Origin of the sequence: Streptomyces sp. SM10 (genome assembly GCF_002910915.1) — a bacterium.
Lineage (GTDB): Bacteria > Actinomycetota > Actinomycetes > Streptomycetales > Streptomycetaceae > Streptomyces.
Map to the genome: position 1 here is coordinate 97037 of NZ_NEUF01000121.1, position 24144 is coordinate 121180.

Consider the following 24144-nt stretch of genomic DNA (forward strand, 5'->3'; position numbering starts at 1 on the left):
TCAACGCACGGGCGCCTCGTGCGCTGCGCCTCCGGCGCCGTCACCTCGTCGGTGGCCACTGCGAATTGCTCACTCATGGGCGCGATCCGGGTCCTGGCCCGTGAACGCCGCGGCCCTGGTGGTTCGAGCACTTCAGCGATTTTATGCTGCACATTCTCGGCGTCGTCGCGAGAGCCGTGCACAAGCACCACGAAGCCGTGCTCGATGAGCGTGGGCAGGGGGGTCGTGGACGGACGGCGGGACCACGAGAACCGCCGGCCGACGCGTACGACGTCGGGCGGAGCGCCGACGTGGCTGTGTCGAACAGCGGCGGAGACAGGCCACCGCACCGTGACGTTCCGGTGCCGACAAGAGCTCCGGCCCCCAACTTCGCTCAGAAATCCAGACTTGAGGAACCACCTCATCACGGCCACGACGATGCGGTGGTGATCGGAGCCGGGAGCGCGTGGACGCGTCCCGGTTCTGCCGGGCCGCTCTCGAACACCCGCGAACGGCCCCCGGCTCCACCAGCAGGTGAAGCCGGTGAAACCCGTTCGGGGCCGGAGATTTATTCCGCATCGCGCTGAACACCGCCATCGGAAGCGGTACTGTAAACGCGATTTTCGGCCATCTTCTCTCGACATCCATCTCAAACCGCAATTTTGAAGATGCGGAAGGTTTCGAACAGTTAAACGATATCCGTCGGCCATACTCGGCCGCCCCGGCGCAGGCCCGGTTCGTAACGTTCGGGAAGGTGTACCGCCACATGAGGGAGCCGCCGCGCGACCGGTGCAGAACGAGCAGGCGCCCCAAAGCGAAGCCGTCGACCTGCAAGGTAACTCGCTGTGATGAACGCGTCGGTGGGTCGAGGTGCGCTGCGACCGCTCACCGGAACAAACCCGATCGGGATTCCGAAATTCCCGACAGGCAATTGGTGATTTCATGCACATCCGAATGCATTATTAGCATCCAAAGCCGGGGGATATGGATGGCCGCAGAGGCAGCGATCGAGCGCAGCATAAGAGCCATGTGGAATCACCACGCCGACCCGCTCTCCCTGGGACAACTGGCGGACACTGCCTTTTACAGCAAGTTCCACTATTCACGGATGTTCAACGAGGTGACCGGGACGTCGCCGGGCCGGTTCCTCGCCGCGATCAGACTGTTCATGGCCAAGCGGCACCTGCTGGAGACCGCGGCCAGCGTCTCGGACATCACCCACCGGGTGGGCTACAACAGCCTGGGCACATTCACCAGCCGCTTCACCCGCAGCGTCGGCCTCGCGCCGACCAGATACCGGTTCCTGGCTCGCGGCGGCATGCCACCGCTCGCCCTGCCGACCGCCCAGACCCGTCACGGGTTGTCCACTGTGGCCGGACGACTGCACTTCCCGGCAGACGTCGGCCCGGTCCGGGTCTATGTGGGCGCGTTCAGCACCCCGATCATGGAGGGACTCCCGCGCTCCTGTGACATTCTGGACGAGTGCCGCCTGTACCGCCTGAACGTCCCCGACGGGCTGTGGTTCATCCGGGCGGCCGCCGTGATGCTGCACGACGGCGCGCCTGGCCCGCAGGTCCGCCTGCCGAGGCTGATCGGCTCTGGGTGGGCGGTCCGCGCCCGCGGAGGACGCATGTACAACGCCGATGTGCAATTGCGGGCGGCCACCCAGCTCGACCTGCCGATCCTGCTGGCTCTGCCGGAACTGGACGGCCCGTACCACCGGCCGCTGCACGCCGCCCCGTCCGGCGAGGCCGGGGTCGCCGACAGCGGGTTCGGTCGGGCTCCCTGCGCGGGCGACTGGCAGGCGGATCCGTGGGGTCGGGCCGGAGCGCACCGGCTGCCGGCCGTGCAGGAGGGCTCACCGTAGGCGGAACCTGCGCCCGGCCCCTGGGAAACGGGCACAACGGACGCGAGCCGGCCGGGCGGCCCGGGGCCCGGCCGAGCGGTCCGGCGAGGAAGCGGTGGCCTCGCCGGACCGGTTGTCGCCGCACGGACCCCGCCGGACGCGTAGCCGGCTCCCGGTGGGGGCTGGCCGCAGCGGCCACCGCCGTACCGGGCGCTCGTCCTGCCGGAGCTACGACCGGAGGATCACCTGCTGGAGTTCGGCTGTGCACATCATGTAGCCGTCCGAGGTCGGCAGCTGCTCCAGGTAGTGGCCGAGGCCCGCCCCCAGCGCGAACACCCTCACCGGGGTGCCCGCGGCGCGCGCGGACCCCACCACTGAGTCTCCCCTCGTAGCGTGGAGTCCGTGACTGCAGGGGAAGTTGAGAGTCATGGCGGAGAAGCGTCGGGTATTCGCGGCTGAGTTTCGTGAGGGGGCTGTACGGATCGTGATGGAGACCGGGAAGCCGGTCCCCGAGGTCGCGCAGGACTTGGGGATCAACGAGACGACGCTGGCGAGCTGGGTCTCGCGGGCCAAGCGGGCCGGCAGCGGCCGGGGCGAGAGCGAGGCCGAGGAGCTCGCCCGGCTGCGGGCCGAGAACACGCAGCTGAGGAAGGACAACAAGGAGCTCGGCATGGAGCGTGATGTCCTCAAACGCTGCATGGTCCTGTGGGTGAAGTAGCTGCCGCGGACCCGGCTGTCGTGGCCGGGGTGATCAGCGACCAGAGGACCGGGCACAACATTCCGCATACCGTTTCCTGCCGTGCGCTGGGCGTGAGCGAGTCGTGGTTCTACAAATGGCGGAGCCGTAGGCCCACCGGGCGTGAGCTGCGACGACAGCAGTTGTCCGAGGAAATCAAGGAGATCTTCAAGGAGTCTGGCGGCACCTGTCCATGGGGCGCGTGGGATTGTGCTTCGACAATGCGGTGAGCGAGGCGTTCAACAGCGTCCTCAAGGTCGAGTACGTCCACCGACGCACCTTCGCCACCCGGGCCGACGCCCGGATCAGGATCGCCACCTGGATCACCGATTTCTACAACACTCGTCGGCTACACAGCGTGTGCGGCTTCAAGAGTCCGATCGACTACGAACGCGAGTACTGGGCCGGCCTCACCGTGGGGCTGGCTGCATAGGAAGGACTCCACAGTTCGAGGGGGATTGACAGGCTCTGCGGGCGCACTGCGTAGGCTTGCGAGGTCGTCGCGGTGGAAACGGGACCTGCGCATGCAGCCCCTCGGCATCGCCTGATGATGAGTCAGGAAAGTCAGCAAGTGGTCAGAATGAGTCCTGAAATACCTAGGGACAGCTGCCTGAACCTGCGACTCGTTGTAGGGTGTGGAAACAGCCCTTGACCTGCAAGAACGCAGGCAGGGAGCCTATGCCCAGGAGTACCTCAATGATACGAACGATATTCAAGTCCAAGATCCACCGTGCCACTGTCACCCAGGCCGACCTGCACTATGTCGGCTCCGTGACGGTCGATGCCGACCTGATGGATGCCGCGGATCTGCTGCCCGGCGAGCTCGTGCACATCGTGGACATCGACAACGGCGCACGCCTCGAGACGTACGTCATCGAGGGGGAGCGTGGGTCCGGCGTCATCGGCATCAACGGCGCCGCCGCCCACCTGGTCCACCCTGGTGACCTGGTCATCCTCATCAGCTACGCCCAGGTCGACGACGCCGAGGCGCGGACCTTGGTGCCGAGTGTCGTGCACGTCGACGCCGGGAACCGCATCGTGGCTCTGGGGACCGACGCGTCGGCACCCGTGCCCGGTACCCGCACCGAGCGCAGCCCGCAGGCCGTGCCCGCGGCGGGCTGATCCACCGGCGCACTCTGCACGAGAAAGGTCCGGACCGCATCCCGGGCCGTTCCGCGGCCGGTCGGGACACACCCACCACAGGTGTCACGGTGCGTACGCATGGACTCGGCAGGCGCGGGCAGCCGCACGGGGAGACGGTGGAGGGGAGATCCGCCCCTCCCGTTCGTCGCAGTTGGAGGACCGAGATGACGCATCCGAATCCCGACCCCGTACCGCCCGCGCCGACGCCCCCGCCTGTGCCGGGGCCGCCGACACCGGTGCCCGCCCCGCCGCCCGTACCGCCGGGCCCCGTACCGCCGGGCCCCGCGCCCGATCCGATTCCGCAGCCGCCGAGCCCGAACCCGGAGCCCGTGCCCGAACCGGAGCCCTCGCCCCAGCCGGCGGGGTGAGCCGGAGCGGTCATGACATCGAGCGGAGGCCGGTCAGCGCGTCCGCGTGGCGCAGTCCGCTCTCCTCCGCCACCGAGTCCAGCGACTGCGCGTCGCGTACCGGGGCGAAGCGCATGACGCCGGTCTTACCGGCGAAGCCGTACACGGCCGGCCGGGGCAGACTGTTGTAGGCCCACGGGGTCGAGAAGTAGTACGCCCCGGTGTCGTACAGGGTCACGTAGTCGCCCTCCCGCAGTTCGGGCAGTTCCCGGGCGTGGGCCACGACGTCCCCGGCGAAGCAGCAGGGCCCGGCGATGTCCTGGACCATCGGCGGCCCGGTCCGGGGGCGGCCCTCCGTGTCGAACGCGCCGACCCGGAGCGGCCAGGCGTCGGGCATGAACACGGTGCGGGTGGCGATCTGCGCCCCCGCGTGGGTCAGCGCGATACGGCGTCCGCCCGCCTCTTTCGTGTATTCGACACGGGCTGCGATGAAGCCGTTCTTGGCGAGCAGGGACCTGCCGAATTCGGTGACCAGGTCGTACCGCCCGTCGAAGATTCCGGGAGCCGCCCTGCGCAGCGCGGCCACGTACTCCGCGAAGGCGGGGCGGGCCTCGTCGTCGGTGAAGTTGACCGGCAGTCCGCCCCCGATGTCGATCCCGGTGACCCGGCGCGTGCCCACCCGCTCGTTGATCTCTTCGGCGAGCCGGTACGTCTCGGCGATGCCCGCGGCGATGAGCTCCAGCGGACAGCCCTGGGAGCCGACGTGGGCGTGCAGCCGGGTCAGCCAGGAACGCCGGGCGAACGCCTCGACGACCTGCTCACGGGCGCCGGGGTCATGCAGGGCCACCCCGAACTTCGAGGTGGCCGTCGCCGTGCTCATGGCCCCGATGGAACCGCCTCCCACCTGCGGATTCACCCGCAGTCCGAGGACGGACCGCGAGCCGGGGGAGTGGAGCTCCTCGATACGGCGGAGCTCCCCGAGACTGTCCGCGTTCACGGAGACACCGAGCGCCAGCGCCAGCCGCAGCTCGTCGCGGGTCTTGGCCGGGGAGTCCAGGACGATCCGTGCCGGGGGGAAACCGGCCTCGACCGCGAGCCTCAGCTCGCCCGGACTGGCGACCTCGCACCCCATGCCGCTGTCGGCGAGCAGTCGTAGCACCGGGATCAGCGAGGCGGCCTTCGCGGCGAAGGTGTGCAGCACCCGTACGTGCGGCGCGGCGGCGAACGCGTCCCGCAGTGCGTCGACGGAGTCGCGGATCCCGTCGGCGTCCAGGAAGCCCGCGAGGGGGCGCTGCTCGCCGAGCAGCCCCTCCGCCACCGCGAGGTGGAGGGCCTCGGCGAATCGGGCGGAGCGCGGGGCGAGGGCGGAGCCCTCGATGGCCGCGGAATCCGGCGGTGACGTACGGCGGGTGTCGTTGATGGGAGCCTCGCAGTTCGGCGCCTTCAGGCGATGAGCGGGACCACGGCCTCCGGGGTCAGCATCCGGAAGGTGAACGCCTGGTGGAAGTAGAGCCGGATGCTCGTCGCGTCGTGGTCCAGATAGCCGATGGACAGGTCCTGGCCCAGGCAGAGCTCGAAGTCGCCGCCGCGGGTGGACAGCAGGACCCCGCCGGTCACGGCGGGCGCCCACAGGATGGGTTCGTCGAGCTGTCGGGCCAGGTGGGTGGCGACCGGATAGCCGTGGTCGGAGGTCTCGGTCGCCTCGGTGAACGCGTCGGCGCCGAGCAGCAGGCGGTACGGTCCGTCGACCCCCGCGAGCCGCAGCCGCGTCAGGGCCTGGCTCACCGCGGCCGGATAGTCCCGTGCGTCGGCGGGCAGGGGCAGCGGAGCGTGCGAGGAGCCGTCCCTCAGCCCGGTGATCCCGGCCGCCGCGTAGCCGTCGATGACGGCCATGTCCTCGGCGAACGCACAGGTGCGGGCCGCGTCCTTGACCGGCTGCCAGTCGCTGTCCTCGGAGCCGCGTTCCACGTCGTCGACGGCCGCCCTGCTCACCGTGAACGGCACCCGCCACTCGATGACCGGCGTCGCGGTGCGGGCGCGGGCGATCACATCCGGGGTGGGCGGGTCGATGTCCCGCAGATGCCCGTCGCCGATCGCGGACAGTCCCGGTCCCTGGGGGGCGCTGACGTCGACGACGCGGCGGCCCGCCACGTGACGGCTGAAGGTGCGCCTGGCCTCCTCCTCGATCTGCTCCCAGGCGGATTCGGTGACGGGGGCGAGCTCGCGGTGCAGATTGTTCATCACGGGGCGCTTTCTTGCAGGCTGCCGATGCGCAGCGAACCGTCGCGGACCGCCGCCGGGCCGCAGGCCCCGGCCTCGGAGGGCTGAGGCTCCGGGACGGCCTTGGCCGCGGTGGGGGAGGGCGGCGGTGGGGGGTCGTCGAGGAAGTCCGCGGTCGGAGCGTGGAAGAGCGTGCCGGTGACCGCCGTGGAGAAGTCGAGAATGCGGTCATGGACGCCTGGCGGGCTGCCCAGGAACATGTTCCGGAGCATCTGCTCGGTGACCCCGGGGTCGGCCGCGTATCCGATGAAGTACGTCCCGAAGTCGCCCTGTTCGAAGCTGCCGAACGGCATGTTGGCGCGCAGGATGTCGCGTTCGGTGCCGTCGTCCTCGGTGATGGTGTTCAGAGCGACATGCGAATCCGCCGGCTTGACGTCGTCTGGGAGCTCCATGTCGCTGAACTTCGTTCGGCCGATGATCCGTTCCTGCTGCTCGGTGCTCAGCTCGTTCCATCCGGCCAGGTCGTGGAGGTACTTCTGCACGACGACGTAACTGCCGCCCTCGAAGGCGGGGTCCTCCCGGCCGATCAGGGCCGCGGTCCTCGCCTCCTCGCCCACCGGGTTCTCCGTACCGTCGACGAAGCCGAGCAGGTCCCGGTGGTCGAAGTAACGGAAGCCGTGGACCTCGTCGACGACCTTCACCGCGCCGCCGAGCCGTCCCAGCAACTGGGAGGCCCACTCGTAGCAGACGTCCATCTGCTCGGCGCGGACATGGAACAGCAGGTCGCCCGGTGTGGCCGGAGCCCGGTGGACGTGGCCCCGCAGCTCCTGGAACGGGTGGAGCCGGGCCGGCCTGGGACCTGCGAACAGCCGGTCCCAGGCGTCCGAGCCGAAGCCCGTGACGCATGCGAGCCCGGCGCTCGGCACCCGGAAGCCGATCGAGCGCGCGAACGCCGCGAGATCGGGCAGCACGTCCCGTACGGCCGGCTCACCGCCCGGTTCGATCGTCGCGACCAGCACCACCGCGGCGCTGGTCAGCGGTGCTACGACGGGCTGGACCACAACGGGATCCGGTACGGCCTCGGACATGCGCGCACTCCGTGGGTGGTGGACGTGGCTCCCTGCCACTTATCCACACCACGCGCCCGGCCGCACCCCGGACCGGCCCGGCCGGGCGACGGGCCGGGCCCGTCAGGTCATCCTCGGGTCAGCTCCCGACCTCGGTCCTGTCGCCGCCCCAGAGGGTGTGGAAGGTGCCGTCGCGGTCGGTGCGCTTGTAGGTGTGTGCGCCGAAGTAGTCGCGCTGTCCCTGGGTGAGGGCGGCGGGGAGGCGTTCGGCGCGCAGGGAGTCGTAGTAGGCGAGGGTGGCGGCGAAGGCGGGGGTGGGGACTCCCTGGGCGACGGCGGTGGCGATGACCGCGCGCCAGTCGTCCTGGGCAGCGGCGATCTCCTCGGCGAAGCTCTTGTCGGCCAGCAGGCTCGGCAGCTGGGGCTGTGCCTCGTAGGCGCTGGTGATCCTGTCGAGGAACGCGGCCCGGATGATGCATCCGCCGCGCCAGATCGAGGCGATCCTGCCGAGGTCGATGTCCCAGTCGTACTCCTCGCTGCCGGCCGTGATCTCGTGGAAGCCCTGGGTGTAGGAGACGATCTTGGAGGCGTAGAGGGCCTGTTCGACCTGGTCGGCGAAGGCCGCCGCCTCGTCCGTGCCGAGTGCGCGGGCGGTCGGTCCGGCGAGGTGGCGTGAGGCCTTGCGGAGGTCGGCGTGGCCGGAGACGGAGCGGGCGAAGACGGCCTCGGCGATACCGGAGACGGGAACGCCCAGATCGAGCGCGATCTGCACGGTCCAGCGGCCGGTGCCCTTCTGCTCCGCCTGGTCGAGCACGACGTCCACGAAAGGCTTGCCGGTCGCCGCGTCGACCTGGGAGAGCACCTCCGCGGTGATCTCGATGAGGTAGGAGTCCAGGCGCCCCGTGTTCCAGGTGCGGAAGACGTCCGCGATCTGCGCGGCGGAGTACCCGGCCACGTCGCGGAGCAGCTGGTACGCCTCGGCGATGAGCTGCATGTCCGCGTACTCGACTCCGTTGTGCACCATCTTCACGAAGTGCCCGGCACCGTCCGGGCCGATGTGGGTGACGCACGGGGCGCCGTCCTTGGCCTTCGCGGAGATCTTCTCCAGCATCGGCCCGAGCGAGCTGTAGGACTCCGTGCTGCCGCCCGGCATGATGCTCGGTCCGTTCAGCGCGCCTTCCTCGCCGCCGGAGACGCCGGTGCCGACGAAGTGGATGCCCTGCTCGCGCAGCTCGTGCTCGCGGCGCCGCGTGTCCGCGAAGTGCGCGTTGCCGCCGTCGATGATCATGTCGCCGGACTCCAGGAGCGGAGCGAACTCCGCGATCACCGCGTCCGTGGCGTCCCCGGCCTTGACCATGACGACCAGGCGCCGGGGCCTCTCCAGGGCCGCCACGAAGTCCTCGGCGCTCTCGGTCGCGATGAAGTCACCTTCGTCGCCGAACTCTTCGACGAGCTCGTGGGTACGGGCGGCCGTCCGGTTGTGCAGGGCGACGGTGTATCCGTTGCGTGCGAAGTTCCGGGCAAGGTTGCGGCCCATGACGGCGAGCCCTGTGACACCGATCTGCGCTGTGCTGCTCATTGTGACCCTGCCTGCTTCCGGTTTCGTCGTGTGCGGGAGTCCGGCCGACCGCCCTGCTGGAGAACGGGCTCCCGAGCCTACGGTGCGGGGCCGGTCGTGTGCCGGGAGCCTTCCAGGGTGTCGCCGAACTTCCCTGCGGTGGCGTCGGCGGTGGGCGGGCACCGTCGCCGGCCTCGCCCACCTCGGCCTCGCCGCTCCCGCCGGCGGTTCCCGTCTTCCGCGCGGACCGGCACCTGCCGGTACGCGACTACCAGGAGTGAACGCCGACGGCCAACCCGCAGCACCGGCTGGAGGCCCGGGACGCTCCACCGGTTCTGCTGTCCAACGCGCTCCCCGACCCCGCCCCCGGTCATCCGTGGGCGGTCTCGGTGGCCCGGCAGTTCGGCCGCAGCGGAGTGCTCGTCACCTACGAGGGCCAGGGCCACGGCAGCGTCGCCCAGGGCCCCCTGCATGGAGCGGGCCGTCGACGGATACCTGACCGATCTGGACGTGCCGGCCCGTGGCACCAGGTGTCCCGCCCTCCCGTCGTGAGCGCACCCCGGCACGGCCGGGGCCGGTACGAGGGCGCGCACGGTGACCGGGGCCGGGGACGCAGGGCAGGGGGCCCCGGTCACCCCGTCCGCTCCGCCGCGGCGGGCTCGCCGTTGACGGTGTCGACGAGGAAGCCACCGGACTGGTGGTGCCAGAGCTTGGCGTAGGCGCCCTCGGTGAGCAGCAGTTCGTGGTGCGTGCCCTGTTCGACGATGCTGCCGTGGTCGAGCACGATCAGGTGGTCCATCGCCGCGACCGTGCTCAGGCGGTGCGCGACGACCAGCGCGGTCCTGCCCTCCATCAGCTGCCACAGGGCCTGCTGGACGAGGGTCTCGCTCTCGGAGTCCAGCGCGCTGGTCGCCTCGTCCAGCAACAGGATCGGTGCGTCGCGCAGGATCGCCCGGGCGAGGGCGACCCGCTGGCGCTGCCCGCCGGAGAGCTTGACGCCGCGCTCCCCGACCATCGTGTCGAATCCCGCCGGAAGCTGGTCGGCGAACTCCGTGACGTGGGCCGCGTCGGCTGCGGCGCGGATCTCCGCGTCGGTGGCGTCCGGACGGGCGAAGAGGATGTTCTCACGCAGCGTGCGGTGGAACATCGCCGGTTCCTGCGGGACGTACGCGATCAGGCTCCGCAGGTCGGACTGGCGGAGCCGGCTGATGTCCTGACCCCCGATCATGATGCGGCCCGACCGGACGTCGGCCATCCGCAGCAGCAGCCGGGTCAGGGTGGTCTTGCCGCCTCCGGACCGACCGACGAGGCCGATCCTCGCGCCGCTCGGTACGTCCAGGTCGAGTCCCCGGAAGATCGGGTCGCCGCCGTCGTGGGCGAAGGTGACGCGCTCGAAGCGTACGTCCGCGGAGTGCTGGGCCAGCGGCTCGGGTGCCGCGGGGTCGAGCACGGTGGGCGGGACCAGGAGCAGCTCGGTGAACTGGGCCGCCTCGGTCATCGAGCTCTCCAGGCGACGGTAGATCTGGTTGAACTCGAACATGATGCGGGTCGAGCCGGTGTAGTACGTGAACGCGACCACGATCGCCTCCACGCTGCCGACGCCCGCACCGATCCCGATGGCGAGGAGCAGACCGAGACCGTTGGTCAGCACGGACATCGGTGCGACCAGGGTGTCGATGCGGAGGTTGCCGTAGTCCCACGAGCGCAGCGTGAGCCTCCGGGACTCCGCGACCCGCGACCGGTGTTCGGCGGCCTCGCGTTCCTCGGCGGCGAACGCGCGCACGGTGTCCATGTTCGTCAGCGCGTCCGAGACGTGGCCCGACACCCTGGCGATCGCCTCCTCACGGCTGTTGACCAGCTTCTGCCGACGCCGGATGAGCGGTGCCGCGCACAGCGCCGTCACCGTGATCATCGTCAGGAGGCCGGCCACCAGCAGGGGGTCGTAACTCCAGAGGATCACCGTGCCGAACAGCAACGGCGCCAGGCTCCCCACGACGTTGAACGTGAGGGTGTCGATGAACTCCTCGAACCGTGTCGCGAAGCTCAGCACCCGCTTGGTCAGGGACCCGGCGAAGTTGTCCTGGAAGAACGCGGCGTCCTTGGCGAACAGTTCGTCCATGCCGACGGAGTAGAGATGCTCGATCCCCCGGGCGTCGACGCGGTTGAGGCAGTGCACGCCCAGGCGCCACATCGTCTCCGCCAGGAGCAGCGCTCCGGCGAACACACCGACGTAGGGGAGCGCCTCGCGGATGCCCAAGGTCCCGTCCTCGGCGATGCGGCCGACGAGCTTGGCGACGACCAGCGGGGCGACGTACGTGATCCCGATGTTGCCCAGTGCCGGGAGCAGGAGCGCCGGAACGGACAGTCTGCGCTGGCGGTTGATCTCCCGCAGGTAGTGACGGAGTGCGAGTCGGACCGGGCCCTTGCCCGGCCCGGTTCCTTGAGGCTGCTGCGATCCCATGCCGACCTCATGTCGTTTCGTGGGCAGTTGCACCGCCCTGCGCCTTCGTGGCAGGTCTCCGCCTCGCGAGGCGCAGCACCGACCCGTGCAAGAGCGCCGGTGCGCCTCCGTGGCAGGGGGTCCGGGTGACAGGAGTCTTCCGTGACCGTCAGGTCGGCGTCCAAGCGTTTTCAGGGGCGCGGGCAGCACGGCGGCGCGTTTCGGCCGGTCCGCCCGCGCCCGCCCGTACCACGGGCGCGACAGGTGTTCACCGGCGTGGGGGCTGACGTCTTCTCTGCGCGGGGAAGTGCCCTCCGCGAGTGTGCCCTCGGCCGTCGAGGTGGCGGTGCGGGGGCAGCCGCAACGGTGGTCGGACGCACTCCACCCTGGGCGACAGCCCCCAGGGGCAGCTCCACGCGTCTCCGCCGAGTCGCGCGGCCCGCTCTCCCGCCGGCGCCGGAAGTACGTCCGGAAACTGCCTGCGCCGGCGCCGAGCCCCACCCCGTGCGGTGCGTCCCGGACCATCGGAGCGTGCACCGCGAAGAGGGTGCCGGTCAGGGACGCCGGTACGGCCGGGCGTGTCAGGGGGTATCCGCCGGCAGCACATCGTACGCGGGTCCGCCCTCGTACGCATGTGCACGAGGGCGGGCATCGCCGAGGGAGGGGCCGCCGTGGACGGGCGATCCGGGGAGCGGCGCCTTCAGAGGGCCGGTGACTGCCCGAACAGATCCTGTTCCTCGGGAATCAGGTGCATCGCCGCTTCCTCCGCGGACGCCGCCGCGCCGTCGATGCCGACGTCCTGGGCGGTGAGGGTGGAGGCCACGTGCCCGTCGCCCTCCTGGGTGAGCCTGCCCGCGCGGTCGGTGCCCACCTCCGTGTCGTAGAGCTCTCCGTCGCCCTCCGCGAGATCACCCAGGCCGTCGTCGGCAGGGTCGCCCTTCTCGGGGTTCTCCCTGGTCAGGCGGCTTTCGAGGGATTCGCCCGTGTGCTGTTCCGTGGCGGTGGTGCCCTTGTCGTCGACGGCCCAGGGCCGGTCCGGCGGGGAGTAGCCCTCGTCCAGGACGTCGGTGAGCCCGGACGCGTCCAGCGTGTCCTCCAGGTCCAGCAGGTCATCGGGGTCGGAGGCCTCCGGCTCCTGCGGCTGGTAGACGTCGTCCCCCCGGTCGCTGTCGGTCATGGCGTGCCCCTTCCTCCGGGTCCCCTCTACGCCCAATTCCACTCCGGTCGGACGCGAGACGCAACGGAAGCAGCTCCCCGCCTCGACTGACGCCCTTTTAGATGACAATGAAAACGATTGTCGATAGCGTGTGGGTCCTCGGGTCCGGAGGTCCCCTCGCAGGGGTGACCTCTGTCTGCCCGGAATCCCAACCGAACTGTGAGAAGAGGGAGTTCGTGGCTCATCTGTTGGTGGTCGAGAGCTGGGTCGGATCGATGAGCAGGCTCCTGCCGCGGGCCATGGAGGAGGCAGGGCACCACTTCACCTTCCTCACCCGCGATCTGCACCACTACCTGCGGTCGGCGCCGGAAGGCGTGGACCATCCCCTGCTCACCGCACGTAATGTCGTCACCGGGCCCACCAACGAGGTGGACGTGCTGCTCCCGCAGGTGGAGCGGCTGCACCGGGCCCTGCGCTTCGACGGGGTGGTCACGTCCTGTGACTACTATCTGCCGACCGCGGCACGGATCGCGGGCCGGCTGAGCCTGCCCGGCCCCTCCGCCGCATCGATGGAGGACGCCTGCCGCAAGGACTCCACCCGCCGCGTTCTCGCCGCCGCGGGTGTCCCCGGCCCCCGGTACGCGGTGTGCGCGGACCTGGCGGAGGCCGAGACGGCCGCCCGCGACCTCGGCTACCCCCTGGTGGTCAAGCCGGTCGACCTCTGCGGTGGCATGCTCGTACGCCGCGTCGACGACGCGCATCAGCTGAGGGAGGCGTGCGGGGCGCTGGCCGGCTTCCCCCGCAATGCCAGGGGGCAGCGGCGCGCGCCCCACATCCTGCTCGAGGAGTTTCTCCGCGGCCCCGAGGTGAGCGTGGAGACCGTGACGTGCCGGGGTGTCGCACACGTCGTCGGTGTGACGGACAAGAGCGTCGGACGGGCTCCTGCCTTCGTCGAGACCGGCCACATGTTCCCCGCTGCCCTGGCGCCGGACGACCTCGACGCCGCGACCGGCTCCGCCCTGCGCGCCGGGGAGGCCCTGGGGCTCGACGACGTCGTGGCGCACACCGAGATCAAGCTGACGGCCGACGGCCCCCGCGTCGTTGAGGTCAACCCCCGCCCCGCGGGCAACCGCATCACCGAACTGGTACGCCACGTCACCGGTGTCGACCTCGCCGCCGCCTGCGTCGACGTCGCGCTGGGCCGGGAGCCCGACCTCCGGCACCGTGACACCGGGCTGCGCAGCGCGGCCATCGGGTTCCTCGTCCCCGACGCCGCGGGCACACTCGCGTCGGTGGAGGGGGCCGACGGTGTGCGGGAGGCCGACGGCGTCCTGGAGGTGCAACTCGCCGAGGCCGGCCGCCCGGTCGGGGCGGCGGACAGCAACAACGACTACCTCGGGCACATCATGGCCGGGGACGCCACCGGGCTCGGCGCCAGGAACCGCGTCGAGTCGCTGCTCGCCGGCGTACGGCCTCTGCTGGTGCGCTCGTGACGACCGCCTCGCGCACCCTCGCGCCGTTCGACGCCCTCCTCATGCAGGCCCTGTGCGGTGAACTCGGCCCGGATCCCCGGACCCGCCGCATCGCCGTGGCCTTCACCACGTCCCAGGCCGTACGCCACGACGGGCGGAACGGCGGATACCGCAACGAGGTCCTCAGCCTCCGCCTCGACCGTGCCGTCGGCTCCTGCGCGGTCGAACCGGGCGCGCTCCCCGACAGCACCGTCGAGGAGTGCGCGGGGGCGGACGTGGCCACCCTCCTCACCCACCCGCTGCTGCCGGTCCGTGTGGCGGCGCTGGACGCCTACCTGATGGACGTCCTCCCGCACTCCCCGGCCCACGGGGCGCAGCCCGTGGCACTCCCCGCCGGAAGCTCGCTCGAGCGCTCCCAGGTGCGGGCCGCCGCCGTCGTCGACCTGCTCGACCTGGTCCCCGGAAGCACTGTCCTCGTCGTCGGTGTCGTCAACTCCCTTCTCGCCGAGCTGCGTTCGCGTGGCCTCGGCGCCATCCCCTGCGACCTGAAGGGCGGCACGACCGAGTGGGGAGAGCGCATCGCCACGGACGCGCTCGGGCGGCTGGGCCGCTGCGACGCGGTGCTGGCCTCCGGCATGACGCTCGGCAACGGAAGCTTCGACGCGCTGCGCCGGGGCGCCCGTCAGCACGGCAAACCGCTGGTCATGTTCGCCCAGACCGGAAGCGCGGTCCTGCCCCGCCTCCTCGGTGCAGGAGTGACCGCGGTGTGCGCGGAGCCGTATCCGTTCTTCTGGCTGGACGGCGGCCCCGGCACCATCCACCGCTACCGCGCCGACGGAGGCACCTCATGACCACCGCGTCCCTGCCCGCCCTGGCCCCCAACCGGGAGCTCCTCGCCCTTCTCGGCCGCACCCCGCTGGCCAGGATCACCACCCGGCTTCCCCTGCCCCACCCCGGCTTCTGGGCCAAGCTCGAGGGGCACGCCGTCGGCGGAATGAAGGCCCGGGCCGCCGTCTCCATGCTGCTGGGCGCCGAGGAGCGCGGCGAACTGCTCCCCGGCGCACCGGTCGTGGAGTCGACCTCCGGCACGCTCGGGATAGGGCTCGCCTTCGCGGGACAGGCACTCGGACACCCCGTCGTGCTGGTCGGGGACAGCGAACTGGAACCCTCGATGCGGCAGTTGCTCCGCTCGTACGGGGCCTGGCTCGAGCTCGTGGACCGCCCCACCGGGCGTGGCGGGTGGCAGGGCGCCCGGCTGGAGCGGCTGCACGACCTCCTGGCCCGCATGCCCGGCGCCTACTGGCCCGACCAGTACAACAACCCCGACAACACCGGCGGTTACGCCGCACTCGCGGCCGAACTCGCCACCCGGCTCGACCACCTGGACATCCTCGTCTGCAGCGTCGGCACCGGCGGACACAGTGCGGGGATCGCTGGCCCCCTGCGCAGGCACTGGCCCGCCCTGCGCGTCATCGCCGTCGACTCCACCGGATCCACCATCTTCGGCCGGCCGGCCGCACCCCGGGTGATGCGCGGGCTCGGCAGCAGCATCCACCCGCGCAACGTGGCCTACGACGCCTTCGACGAGGTCCACTGGATCGGTCCCGCAGAGGCCGCCGACGCCTGCCGCCGGCTGGCCCGGGGCAATTTCGTCAGCGGTGGCTGGAGCACCGGCGCCGTCGCGCGCGTCGCCGCCTGGGCGGCCCGCACCCACCCCGGTGCGGCCGTGGCCACCGTCTTCCCCGACGGACCCCACCGCTACCTCGGCACCGTCTACGACGACGACTTCATGACCGCCCACCACCTGGAGCCGGGCCTCGCGGCCGAGGGCCCCGTCGACGTCCCGCACCCTCGCGCCCCGCAGACCGGGGGATGGACCAGGTGCACCACCGTCACCGACCCGCTGGCGGAACGCCCGGAGAGGCAGCCGTGAGACTCACCCAGCACACCGTGCGACTCGTCCTCGCCCAGCCGCTGCGCATCTCGCGCTCGACCATGACCGCCCGCGACGCCGTGCGCCTCACCGTCGAGCACGAAGGGCTCACCGGCCACGGAGAGGCCGTCACCAGTGTCTTCTACGGGCTCGACACGCCGACCCTGCAACGCCTGGCGGCCCTGGCCGGGGAGCGGCTCACCCGCTTCGCGGGACCCGAGACCGCGCTGTACGCCCTGCGCGTCGGCGAACTCACCGAGCCCGGAACCCCGGCCGCCGTGACCGCGGCCGTGGAGGCCGCACTCCTCGACCTGGTCGGCAAGCGCACCGCCACCCCCGTCCACCGGTTCCTCGGTTCCCCCGTGGCGCCGAGGGCCGCCACCGCCCGTACCGTCTCCCTCGTCTCCCCGGGCCGGGCGGCCGCCCAGGCCCGGGGGCTGGCCGAGGCCGGGTTCTCCGTCATCAAGATCAAGGCGGGCGACCGGGACCAGGACACCGACCTGGACCGGGTCCGCGCGGTCCGTGCGGCGGCACCTGCCGCCCGGCTCCTCCTCGACCCGAACGGCGCCTGGTCCCCGGGGCAGGCACGCACGCTGCTGCCCCTGTTCGCCGAACTCGGCGTCGAGGCCGTGGAACAGCCCCTGACCCCCGGCGACCCGGAGGCCCTCGCGCGGCTCGCCGCCCGGTCGCCCGTGCCCGTCATCGCGGACGAGGACGCGGTCAGCTACGAGGACGCGCGCCGGCTCGCCGGACGCGTCCACGGGATCAACGTCAAACTCGCCAAATGCGGCGGGGTCCACGCCGCTCTGCGCATCGCCGCCCTGATCGAGGGAAGCGGCACGGACCTGATGCTCGGCTGCCTGACCGCCAGCACCCTCGGCATCGCCCCCGCGGTCCACATCGCGGACCGCGCCCGCTGGACCGACCTCGACGGCCACCTCCTGCTCGCCCACGACCCCTGGACCGGGATCGGGGGCGGCGACGGAACCGTCGGGGCCAACGGCCTGCCGGGACTCGGCGTACGGCCCCGTACCGGAGGAGAAGGCGTCACAGGCGCCGGGACCGGAGCCCGAGCGTACGTCCGGAGCGCGGCCTCATGAGGACCTGGCACGAGATCCGCGGACACCCGCTCGCGATCCGCCTGCTGCTGGTCAACCAGCTCGGCGTCAACACGGGCTTCTACCTGCTCGTCCCCTATCTCGCCACCCACCTCGGCGACGACCTGGGCATGTCGGCGGCCGCCGTCGGTATCGTCCTCGGTGTACGCAACCTGAGCCAGCAGGGCCTGTTCCTCATAGGCGGATCCGCCGCCGACCGGCTCGGAGCCCGAGGCGTCATCATCGTCGGCTGCGCGATACGCACCGCCGGATTCGCCCTCTTCGCGTTCGGCGACGGTCTGCCCGTACTCCTCGCCGCCTCCGTCCTCAGCGGCGTGGCCGGAGCCCTGTTCAACCCCGCCGTCCGCACCTATCTCGCCCAGGAGGCGGGGGAGCGCCGGGCCGAGGCGTTCGCCCTCTTCAACGTCTTCGCGACCACCGGCGCCCTCATCGGCCCCCTCCTGGGCAGTGCGCTCCTGCTCGTCGACTTCCGGGCCTCCGCGCTCACCGCCGCCGGAATCTTCGCCCTGCTCACCGTCGCGCAGGCCCTGGTGCTCCCCGCACGTGAGGTGGCGCCGGCCACGGGCGGCGTCGCCGCCGACTGGCACGAAGCCGTCGGCAACCGCGCCTTCCTCGCCTTCGCCCTCGCCATGGTCGGCATGTTCACCCTGGAGAACCAGCTCTATCTGCTGCTGCCCGCCGGTGCCCGTCAGGCCACCGGATGGGACGGCGCCGCAGGACTCGTCTTCCTCGTGGGGACGGTCGCGGGCATCGCCTTCCAACTGCGCCTCACCCGCGCACTGAAAGGGCGGGGCAGCAGAGGGCGCTGGATCGCCACCGGACTCGTGCTGATGGGGCTGGCCTTCCTCCCGCCGATGCTCGTCGCGGGCACGGACGCACCGCCCGACGGCGTCCTGGACGCCACCCTGCGCGCCCTGCCCGTGCTGACCGGAGCCCTCCTGCTCCACCTGGGCGTCATGATCGCCCAGCCCTTCGTCATGGAGCTGATCCCCGCCTTCGGGAGGCCGGCGCTGACAGGCACGTACTTCGGGCTCTTCTACGCGGTCTCGGGCGTCGCGGCGGCCCTGGGTAACGCGGCGGTCGGCCGGGCCATGGACGCGGCCCGGCTCGGCGGGGGCGAAAGCCCGGCAGCGCTGCTGCCCTGGGCGTGCTGCCTGGCCGCCGGGCTCGCCTCGGCCGCGGCCGTGACCTGGCTGCACCGCAACGGCACCCTTCCCCGGACCCGGACCGCGGCAGTGGCGGTGGTGGCATGAAGCGCCGTACGGGAAACCTGCTCACCGACCACCCGGAGCTGTACGAGGCGAGGTTTCCCGACCCCCGGCGCCTGGCGGCACGGTGGGCGGAGGACCTCCTGCGGCGGTACGGCGCGGGACCGGACGTCCTGGACCTCGGCTCCGGCACCGGGCGCGACGCCGCCCGCCTCCACGCCGGCGGGCGGCGTGTCACAGCCGCCGACCTGTCCGGCGCCATGCTCGCCCACGCCCGGCGGCACCACCCGGGACCGGTCTACGTACAGGCCGATCTCAGCCGGTTCGATCTCGGCCGAGGCGTCTTCGACGCCGTGGTGTGCCTGGACAGTTCGCTGCTGTACTGCCACACGAACGACCAGCTCGACGGATTCCTGAGCTCCTGCCGCCGCACCCTGGCACCCGGCGGTCTGCTGGTCGCGGAGATGCGCAACGGCGCGTACTTCCTCGGCCGGGACGAACCTCCCACCGCGCCCGCCGTCGACCGCTTCACCTGGCGCGGCACCACGTACCGCTCGACCACGGTCCTGCACGTCGACCGCGCGGCCCAGCTCCTGCGGCGTACCCGCGGCTGGACCGCCGACGACGGGAGCCCGCCCGTCGAGGAGCACTCGGCCTGGCGGCTGCTCCTGCCCCAGGAGCTGCGCCACTTCCTCACCGTGCACGGCTTCGATGTCCTCGCCCTGTACGACGGCCCGGGGCCGCGCACCGAACCCGTCTGGCGGCCGGGTGCCGAACCCGGGTCCACCGCGGACGGCGACCGGCTGCACCTGATCGCCAGGAAACGCGTGCGCGAGCCCGCGGGCAAGTCCGTCAGCACCCATCCGGTGACCACCGCGTCCCCAGCAACAGGAGACCAGCCATGACCGCATCGCCCGACCGAGCCGCACACCTCCCCGCCCTGCGCAGGCGCCGCCTCCTCGCCGCGGCCGGGGGAGTGGCCGGCCTCGGCGCACTCGCCCTCGCCGGATGCTCCGGCGGCGGCATCGCCGGGACCGGAGCAGGCAAGGGCGACGGGACTCCCCGGCGCGGCGGACGGCTGCGCGCCGCATTCGCCGGAGGCGGCGCGAGCGAAACCCTCGACCCCCACCTCGGCAACCTCTTCGCCGACGCCGCCCGGAGCAAGGCCCTCTTCGACAAGCTCGCCGACTACGGCGCCGACCTGTCGGCGGTGCCACGCCTCGCCGAGGGCTGGGAGCCGAACGCCGCCCTCGACCGCTGGACCGTCACCCTGAGGCGGGCGGAGTTCCACGACGGGAAGCCGGTGACAGCCGCCGACGTCCTGTTCAGCTACCGCCGCATCGCCGACCCCGCCCAGGCGTACCGCGCCCGGGCGTCCCTTGAACCCATCGACCTGAAGGCCAGCCGGGCCAGGGGGGAGCGGACCGTCGAGTTCGTACTCAAGCGGCCCACGGCCGAATTCCCCAACGTGATAGCCGCGTTCGGCACCTCCATCGTCCAGGACGGCGCCACCGCGTTCGACCGCGATCCCATCGGCTCCGGTCCCTTCCGCCTCGTCTCCTTCGCCCCCGGCCGGTCCACGGTCCTGAGGCGCAACGACACCCACTGGGACGGCGCCCCGCACCTGGACGAGCTCGAATTCGTCGTCGCCAACGAGGAGTCCGCCCGGATCAACGCCCTCCTCGGCGGCCAGATCGAGTACGCCCACGAGCTCAACCCCGCCACCGGACGCGCCCACGAGAAGGGCGGAGCCATCGAGATCGTCCGGCTGCGCAACAGCGCCATGCAGGCCTTCGCCATGAAGAGCGACCGCCCGCCCTTCGACGACCCCCGCGTCCGCGAGGCGTTCTTCCTCATCGCCGACCGCCAGGAACTGGTCGACGGCGCCCTGTCCGGCGCCGGCGAGATCGGCAACGACCTCTTCGGCAAGGGATACGAGTACTACGCGGACGAACTCCCCCAGCGCGAGCAGGACATCGGCCGTGCCCGCCGCCTCCTCCGGCAGGCCGGCGCGGAAGACCTGCGGGTCACCCTCGACACCTCATCCGTCGCCGCCGGATTCACCGAGGCCGCCGGGATCTTCCGGGACCAGGCGGCACGCGCCGGAGTCACCGTCGACGTACGCATGGGCAGCAAGGACTCCTACTGGAAGGACATCCTCGACACCGGCACCCTGAGCTGCTACCGGTCCGGTGCCATGCCCATCGAGTCCCACATCTCCCAGCGGCTGCTCACCGACTCCACCACCAACGCCACCCGGTGGCGGGACAAGACCTTCGACGCGCTGTACCACCGGGCCCAGTCCACCAGGGACCGGACGGACCGGGCTGCCCTCTACGGGCGCATGCAGCGGCAGTTGCACGCCGAGGGCGGCTTCCTCGTCTGGGGCTTCGGCGACTGGATCCTGGGCACCGCCCGCTCCCTGCGGGGCGTGGTCCGCGAGGCACCCGCCAACACCCTGGACTGGGCGCGCTTCGACAAGGTCTGGCTGGCGTGAACGGACTGCGTTCCTGGATCGCCCGCAGACTGCTCCTCGGTGTCCTGCAGACCGGGGCCGTCGTGCTCCTGGTCTTCGCACTCACCGAGGCGCTCCCGGGCGACGCCGCGGTCGCCTTCGCCGGGGACCAGCCCGACCCGCAGCGCATCGCGGCCGTCCGTGAGGCCATGGGGCTCGACCGGCCCGCCCACGAGCGACTGGCCGAATGGGCCGGGGGACTCCTCCACGGCGACTTCGGCACCTCACTCACCTCCGGCCGGCCCGTGTCCGGATTCCTGGCGGACGGCTTCGGCCCCACCCTCCTCCTCGCCACGGTCACCGTGCTGCTCCTCGTTCCCATGGGGGTGGGGCTGGGAGTCCTCGCGGCCCGCCACGAAGGGCGGTTCACCGACCGGCTGATCAGCTCCGCGACCCTCGGCGTCTACGCCGTACCCGAATTCGCCCTCGGAGTGCTGCTGGTGAGCGTCTTCGCCCTGCGGCTCGGCTGGCTCCCGCCGACCGCGGTCGGCGAGAGCGGTGATCTGCTCGCCCGTCCCGCCGTGCTCGTCCTGCCGGTGCTCGTCCTGCTCGCCCGGCCCGTGTGTTCGCTGGCCCGGCTGGTCAGGGCGGGCATGATCGAGGCGCTCGCCGCCCCGTACACGGCCCACGCCGAGCGGTACGGGATCCCCGGGGCCCGCGTCCGCTACGGCCACGCCCTGCCCAACGCCCTCGCCCCCGCCGTCCAGCAGCTCGCCCGCACCATCGACTGGCTGCTGTGCGGCGTCATCGTCGTGGAGGCCCTCTACGTGATTCCCGGACTGGGCACCGTCCTCATGAACGCCGTCGCCGACCGCGACATCCCCGTCGTGCAGGCACTCGCGGTGGTCTTCGGTCTCGCCACCGTCGCGCTCAACCTGGGCGCCGACCTCGTCACCTACCGGCTCGCACCCCGCGCGGCGGTGGCGGCGTGAAGCGGCTCCGCCGGTACGGACCCGGGGCGGCCCTCGCCGCGGTCCCGCTCGCCCTCGCCCTCGCCGGGCCCTTCCTGGCGGGGGAGCCCCCGGCCCGAGCCGCGTCCTTCACCCTCGGGGACGGACACCTGCTCGGCACCGACTTCGTCGGCCGGGACGTCGTCCGGCAAGTGCTCCTCGGGGGACGGTCCGTGGTGCTCGTCGCGCTCGCGGCCACGGCGCTCGCCCACCTCGTCGCCCTGCCGCTCGGACTGACCGGCGCGCTCACCCACCGCAGATGGCTGGAGGAGGTGCTGATGCGCCCGACGGACATCCTGCTCGCCGTTCCCTCACTGCTCATGATCCTGCTGGTCGCCGCCGCCTTCCCGCCCGGCCCTGCGGGACTCGCCCTGCTGATCGCCTTCGTCCTGGTCCCCGACGCCGCCAGGATCGTGCGCGCGGCGGCGGCGGAGGCGGCCTCCCGGCCCGCGGTGGAGGCACTGCGGATGCAGCGGGAGAGCTGGTGGCGCCTCGCCGTCGGATACGTCGGACGGTCCGTCCTGCGCACCCTGGCCGCCGACGCGGGGATCCGGCTGACCGGGGCGCTCTACCTGGTCGCCACCGCGGCCTTCCTGGGCATCGGGGTCGCCCCGGACGCCACCGACTGGGCCGTGATGGTGGACCGCAACCGCACCGGACTGCTCATCCAGCCCTGGGCGGTCGTCGTGCCCGCCCTGCTCATCGTCGCCCTCACCATGGGCGGCAACCTGCTCGTCGACGCGGCCCTGGACCGCCGCACCCCGCCCCGGAAGGACCGTCGCGCATGAACGAGAACCCCGTGACCGCCGCCCTCACCGCGCTGACCGTCGAGGTCGACGGGCGGACGCTCGTCGACCGGGTCTCCCTGCGGATCCGGCCCGGCACCGTCACCGCCCTCGTCGGCGCGTCCGGCAGCGGCAAGACCACCACCGGTCTGGCCCTGCTCGGTGAGTATCCCGCGGGGGCGCGGGTGACGGGCGAGGTGACCGTGCCGGAAGCCAGGATCGGCTACGTCCCCCAGCACCCCGCCGCCGTCCTCAACCCCGCCCTCCGCACCGGGGCCCTCCTGCGCGACCTGGCCCGCCTGCAGGTACGGGACCTGCCCCGCTCCCGACGCCGTGCCGCGGCACGGGAACGTGTCGACCGGGCCCTCGCCGACGCCCAGCTCACCCGCGCGGACAAGGTTTTGAGCCGCTATCCGCACCAGCTGTCCGGTGGCCAGCAGCAGCGTGTCGTCCTCGCGCAGGCGCTGCTCCTCGGCGCCCGCGTCGTCGTCGCGGACGAGCCCACCACCGGGCAGGACGCCCTGACCAGGAGCCGGGTCGCCGACCGTCTCGGGACCCTGGCGGCCCGCGGCATCGCCGTGCTGCTGCTCAGCCACGACCTCGACGTCGTACGCGAACTGGCCGACGAGGTGCTGGTGATGCGCGGCGGCCGAGTCGTGGAGCAGGGTCCGGCACACCGGATCCTGGACACCCCCGCGCACCCGTGGACCAGGGAGCTCCTCGCCGGACCGAGGACCCTGCCGTACGCGGACCCCGAGCGCATCGGCACCGAGGTGCTGACGGTCGGCGGACTCACCGCCCGTCACCGGAGCGGCGGTGCCCGCGTCCCGGTGCTGAGCGTGGACCGGCTCGCCCTGCGCCGGGGCGAATGCCTCGCCGTCGTCGGGCGCTCGGGCAGCGGCAAGACCACCCTCGGCCGCTGTCTCGCCGGACTCCACCGCGACCACACGGGGCAGGTACTGCTCGACGGCGTGGCCCTGCCACGCAGCCTGCGGGACCGCAGCCGAGCGCAGCTCGCCGCGGTGCAGTACGTCTTCCAGGACGCGCGGGCCGCCTTCGACGAACACCGTCCGGTCCTCGACCAGGTGGCCCGGACGGCGGTCCGTCTGCACGGCGCCGGACGCCGGGAGGCGACCGAGGAGGCCGGGCGGGTGCTGGCGGACCTCGGACTGGACGCCGGCCTCGTCCGCAGACCACCCGGCCGGCTGTCCGGCGGTGAACTCCAGCGCGCGGCCCTCGCCCGAGCACTTCTCGCACGGCCCCGGGTGCTGGTCTGCGACGAGATCACCTCGGGCCTGGACCCCGTGGCCCGGCGCTCGCTGCTGGACCTGCTCGCCACGCTGATCCGCCGGCAGGACGCTCCGGGCGTCGTACTGATCACGCACGACCTCGACACCGCGGCGCCTGCGACCCGCGTGGCCGTGCTCGACGGCGGAGAGGTGGTCGAGGAAGGCCCCGCGGAACAGATCCTGAACGCTCCCCGGCACCCGTTCACGCGCGCCCTGCTCGGGGCGGACGCCAGACGGGGAGCCGCCGTACGCCCCTGAAGGGGAATCCGGACCGGCCGTCCGGCCGTACACTCACCGCATGGGCCGCATCGGTGTCATGGGGAAGTGCCTCCACCAGGCCGCCCCCGGTGTGTCCGCGAGCCGCCGTACCGCCCTGCACGGG

The 24144-nt window shown here is 72.0% G+C and carries 20 protein-coding genes and 2 pseudogenes; 15 read left to right on the forward strand and 7 right to left on the reverse strand.

Annotated features, from left to right (window positions below):
* The first annotated feature begins 967 nt into the window (after nt 1-967).
* Nucleotides 968-1846 carry a helix-turn-helix transcriptional regulator gene (locus tag B9S57_RS19140; RefSeq protein WP_103516775.1) on the forward strand — a complete coding sequence of 293 codons (879 nt, stop codon included), beginning with the start codon at nt 968-970 and terminating at the stop codon, nt 1844-1846.
* 207 nt (nt 1847-2053) lie between these two features.
* On the opposite strand, the pseudogene B9S57_RS19145 reads toward B9S57_RS19140, so the two are convergent.
* A pseudogene (locus B9S57_RS19145) lies at nt 2054-2200 on the reverse strand (PEP-utilizing protein); the annotation flags it as partial.
* 52 nt (nt 2201-2252) lie between these two features.
* Here B9S57_RS19145 and B9S57_RS19150 point away from each other — a divergent pair.
* From B9S57_RS19150 to panD, 3 genes are all read left to right on the forward strand, one after another.
* Nucleotides 2253-2543 (forward strand): transposase, encoded by a 291-nt coding sequence (locus B9S57_RS19150; RefSeq protein ID WP_103516776.1) that lies wholly within the window; start codon nt 2253-2255, stop codon nt 2541-2543.
* 211 nt (nt 2544-2754) lie between these two features.
* Nucleotides 2755-2994 (forward strand): integrase core domain-containing protein, encoded by a 240-nt coding sequence (locus tag B9S57_RS19155; RefSeq protein WP_103516777.1) that lies wholly within the window; start codon nt 2755-2757, stop codon nt 2992-2994.
* 263 nt (nt 2995-3257) lie between these two features.
* A complete protein-coding gene (panD, locus tag B9S57_RS19160; RefSeq protein WP_103516778.1) occupies nt 3258-3683 on the forward strand; it encodes an aspartate 1-decarboxylase in 426 nt (141 codons plus the stop codon).
* A gap of 399 nt (nt 3684-4082) precedes the next feature.
* Here the strand turns inward: panD and B9S57_RS19170 are convergent, their stop codons facing one another.
* The 4 genes from B9S57_RS19170 to gndA all read right to left on the reverse strand — a co-directional run bounded on the left by B9S57_RS19170 (nt 4083) and on the right by gndA (nt 8917).
* Nucleotides 4083-5369: a diaminopimelate decarboxylase gene (locus B9S57_RS19170; protein ID WP_103516780.1), complete on the reverse strand. Its 1287-nt coding sequence runs from the start codon at nt 5367-5369 to the stop codon at nt 4083-4085.
* Nucleotides 5370-5494: 125 nt separating this feature from the next.
* Nucleotides 5495-6292: a family 1 encapsulin nanocompartment shell protein gene (locus tag B9S57_RS19175; protein WP_103516781.1), complete on the reverse strand. Its 798-nt coding sequence runs from the start codon at nt 6290-6292 to the stop codon at nt 5495-5497.
* Nucleotides 6292-7359, reverse strand: coding sequence for a Dyp-type peroxidase (locus tag B9S57_RS19180; protein WP_103516782.1), 1068 nt, complete (start codon nt 7357-7359; stop codon nt 6292-6294). Before B9S57_RS19180 ends, B9S57_RS19175 begins: the two co-directional genes overlap by 1 nt.
* Nucleotides 7360-7477: 118 nt before the next feature.
* Nucleotides 7478-8917, reverse strand: coding sequence for an NADP-dependent phosphogluconate dehydrogenase (gene gndA, locus B9S57_RS19185; RefSeq protein ID WP_103516783.1), 1440 nt, complete (start codon nt 8915-8917; stop codon nt 7478-7480).
* Nucleotides 8918-9078: 161 nt separating this feature from the next.
* Between gndA and B9S57_RS36440 the strand changes: the two are divergent.
* A pseudogene (locus B9S57_RS36440) lies at nt 9079-9494 on the forward strand (alpha/beta hydrolase); the annotation flags it as partial.
* Between the two features lie 33 nt (nt 9495-9527).
* Here the strand turns inward: B9S57_RS36440 and B9S57_RS19195 are convergent.
* Together B9S57_RS19195 and B9S57_RS19200 are read right to left on the reverse strand one after the other, a co-directional pair.
* Entirely contained in the window at nt 9528-11357 is a 1830-nt protein-coding gene (locus tag B9S57_RS19195) for an ABC transporter ATP-binding protein (RefSeq protein WP_103516784.1), read from the reverse strand.
* Nucleotides 11358-12036: 679 nt separating this feature from the next.
* Nucleotides 12037-12513: a DUF5709 domain-containing protein gene (locus B9S57_RS19200; protein ID WP_103516785.1), complete on the reverse strand. Its 477-nt coding sequence runs from the start codon at nt 12511-12513 to the stop codon at nt 12037-12039.
* A 215-nt stretch (nt 12514-12728) separates the two neighbouring features.
* Here B9S57_RS19200 and B9S57_RS19205 point away from each other — a divergent pair, with 215 nt between their 5' ends.
* Genes B9S57_RS19205 through B9S57_RS19250 form a run of 10 tightly spaced genes read left to right on the forward strand, consistent with a single transcriptional unit; the run spans nt 12729 to nt 24020 of the window.
* Nucleotides 12729-13985 (forward strand): ATP-grasp domain-containing protein, encoded by a 1257-nt coding sequence (locus B9S57_RS19205; RefSeq protein ID WP_103516786.1) that lies wholly within the window; start codon nt 12729-12731, stop codon nt 13983-13985.
* A 41-nt stretch (nt 13986-14026) separates the two neighbouring features.
* Nucleotides 14027-14815: a Rossmann-like domain-containing protein gene (locus tag B9S57_RS19210; RefSeq protein ID WP_103516806.1), complete on the forward strand. Its 789-nt coding sequence runs from the start codon at nt 14027-14029 to the stop codon at nt 14813-14815.
* The gene (locus B9S57_RS19215) at nt 14812-15897 is read left to right on the forward strand and encodes a PLP-dependent cysteine synthase family protein (protein ID WP_103516787.1); all 1086 of its coding nucleotides are present in this window, start codon (nt 14812-14814) and stop codon (nt 15895-15897) included. The genes B9S57_RS19210 and B9S57_RS19215 overlap by 4 nt, the downstream gene beginning before the upstream one ends.
* Nucleotides 15894-16997: an enolase C-terminal domain-like protein gene (locus B9S57_RS19220; protein ID WP_103516788.1), complete on the forward strand. Its 1104-nt coding sequence runs from the start codon at nt 15894-15896 to the stop codon at nt 16995-16997. Before B9S57_RS19215 ends, B9S57_RS19220 begins: the two co-directional genes overlap by 4 nt.
* Nucleotides 16994-18268: an MFS transporter gene (locus tag B9S57_RS19225; RefSeq protein WP_103516789.1), complete on the forward strand. Its 1275-nt coding sequence runs from the start codon at nt 16994-16996 to the stop codon at nt 18266-18268. The genes B9S57_RS19220 and B9S57_RS19225 overlap by 4 nt, the downstream gene beginning before the upstream one ends.
* Nucleotides 18265-19128, forward strand: coding sequence for a class I SAM-dependent methyltransferase (locus B9S57_RS19230; protein WP_103516790.1), 864 nt, complete (start codon nt 18265-18267; stop codon nt 19126-19128). The genes B9S57_RS19225 and B9S57_RS19230 overlap by 4 nt, the downstream gene beginning before the upstream one ends.
* On the forward strand, nt 19125-20720 hold the full coding sequence (locus B9S57_RS19235) for an ABC transporter substrate-binding protein (protein WP_103516791.1): 1596 nt from the start codon (nt 19125-19127) through the stop codon (nt 20718-20720). The genes B9S57_RS19230 and B9S57_RS19235 overlap by 4 nt, the downstream gene beginning before the upstream one ends.
* On the forward strand, nt 20717-21670 hold the full coding sequence (locus B9S57_RS19240; RefSeq protein ID WP_103516792.1) for an ABC transporter permease: 954 nt from the start codon (nt 20717-20719) through the stop codon (nt 21668-21670). The genes B9S57_RS19235 and B9S57_RS19240 overlap by 4 nt, the downstream gene beginning before the upstream one ends.
* A complete protein-coding gene (locus B9S57_RS19245; RefSeq protein WP_103516793.1) occupies nt 21667-22476 on the forward strand; it encodes an ABC transporter permease in 810 nt (269 codons plus the stop codon). Before B9S57_RS19240 ends, B9S57_RS19245 begins: the two co-directional genes overlap by 4 nt.
* Complete coding sequence (locus B9S57_RS19250) at nt 22473-24020, forward strand: ABC transporter ATP-binding protein (protein ID WP_103516794.1); 1548 nt, start codon at nt 22473-22475, stop codon at nt 24018-24020. The genes B9S57_RS19245 and B9S57_RS19250 overlap by 4 nt, the downstream gene beginning before the upstream one ends.
* Nucleotides 24021-24144 lie beyond the last annotated feature (124 nt).

Coding starts and splice junctions, on each gene's coding strand:
- B9S57_RS19175 (WP_103516781.1), bottom strand. CDS start 6,292: ATGAACAATCTGCACCGCGAGCTCGCCCCCGTCACCGAATCCGCCTGG.
- B9S57_RS19140 (WP_103516775.1), top strand. CDS start 968: ATGGCCGCAGAGGCAGCGATCGAGCGCAGCATAAGAGCCATGTGGAAT.
- B9S57_RS19150 (WP_103516776.1), top strand. CDS start 2,253: ATGGCGGAGAAGCGTCGGGTATTCGCGGCTGAGTTTCGTGAGGGGGCT.
- gndA (WP_103516783.1), bottom strand. CDS start 8,917: ATGAGCAGCACAGCGCAGATCGGTGTCACAGGGCTCGCCGTCATGGGC.
- B9S57_RS19215 (WP_103516787.1), top strand. CDS start 14,812: ATGACCACCGCGTCCCTGCCCGCCCTGGCCCCCAACCGGGAGCTCCTC.
- B9S57_RS19155 (WP_103516777.1), top strand. CDS start 2,755: ATGGGGCGCGTGGGATTGTGCTTCGACAATGCGGTGAGCGAGGCGTTC.
- B9S57_RS19250 (WP_103516794.1), top strand. CDS start 22,473: ATGAACGAGAACCCCGTGACCGCCGCCCTCACCGCGCTGACCGTCGAG.
- B9S57_RS19195 (WP_103516784.1), bottom strand. CDS start 11,357: ATGGGATCGCAGCAGCCTCAAGGAACCGGGCCGGGCAAGGGCCCGGTC.
- B9S57_RS19200 (WP_103516785.1), bottom strand. CDS start 12,513: ATGACCGACAGCGACCGGGGGGACGACGTCTACCAGCCGCAGGAGCCG.
- B9S57_RS19235 (WP_103516791.1), top strand. CDS start 19,125: ATGACCGCATCGCCCGACCGAGCCGCACACCTCCCCGCCCTGCGCAGG.
- B9S57_RS19210 (WP_103516806.1), top strand. CDS start 14,027: ATGCAGGCCCTGTGCGGTGAACTCGGCCCGGATCCCCGGACCCGCCGC.
- panD (WP_103516778.1), top strand. CDS start 3,258: ATGATACGAACGATATTCAAGTCCAAGATCCACCGTGCCACTGTCACC.
- B9S57_RS19230 (WP_103516790.1), top strand. CDS start 18,265: ATGAAGCGCCGTACGGGAAACCTGCTCACCGACCACCCGGAGCTGTAC.
- B9S57_RS19180 (WP_103516782.1), bottom strand. CDS start 7,359: ATGTCCGAGGCCGTACCGGATCCCGTTGTGGTCCAGCCCGTCGTAGCA.
- B9S57_RS19225 (WP_103516789.1), top strand. CDS start 16,994: ATGAGGACCTGGCACGAGATCCGCGGACACCCGCTCGCGATCCGCCTG.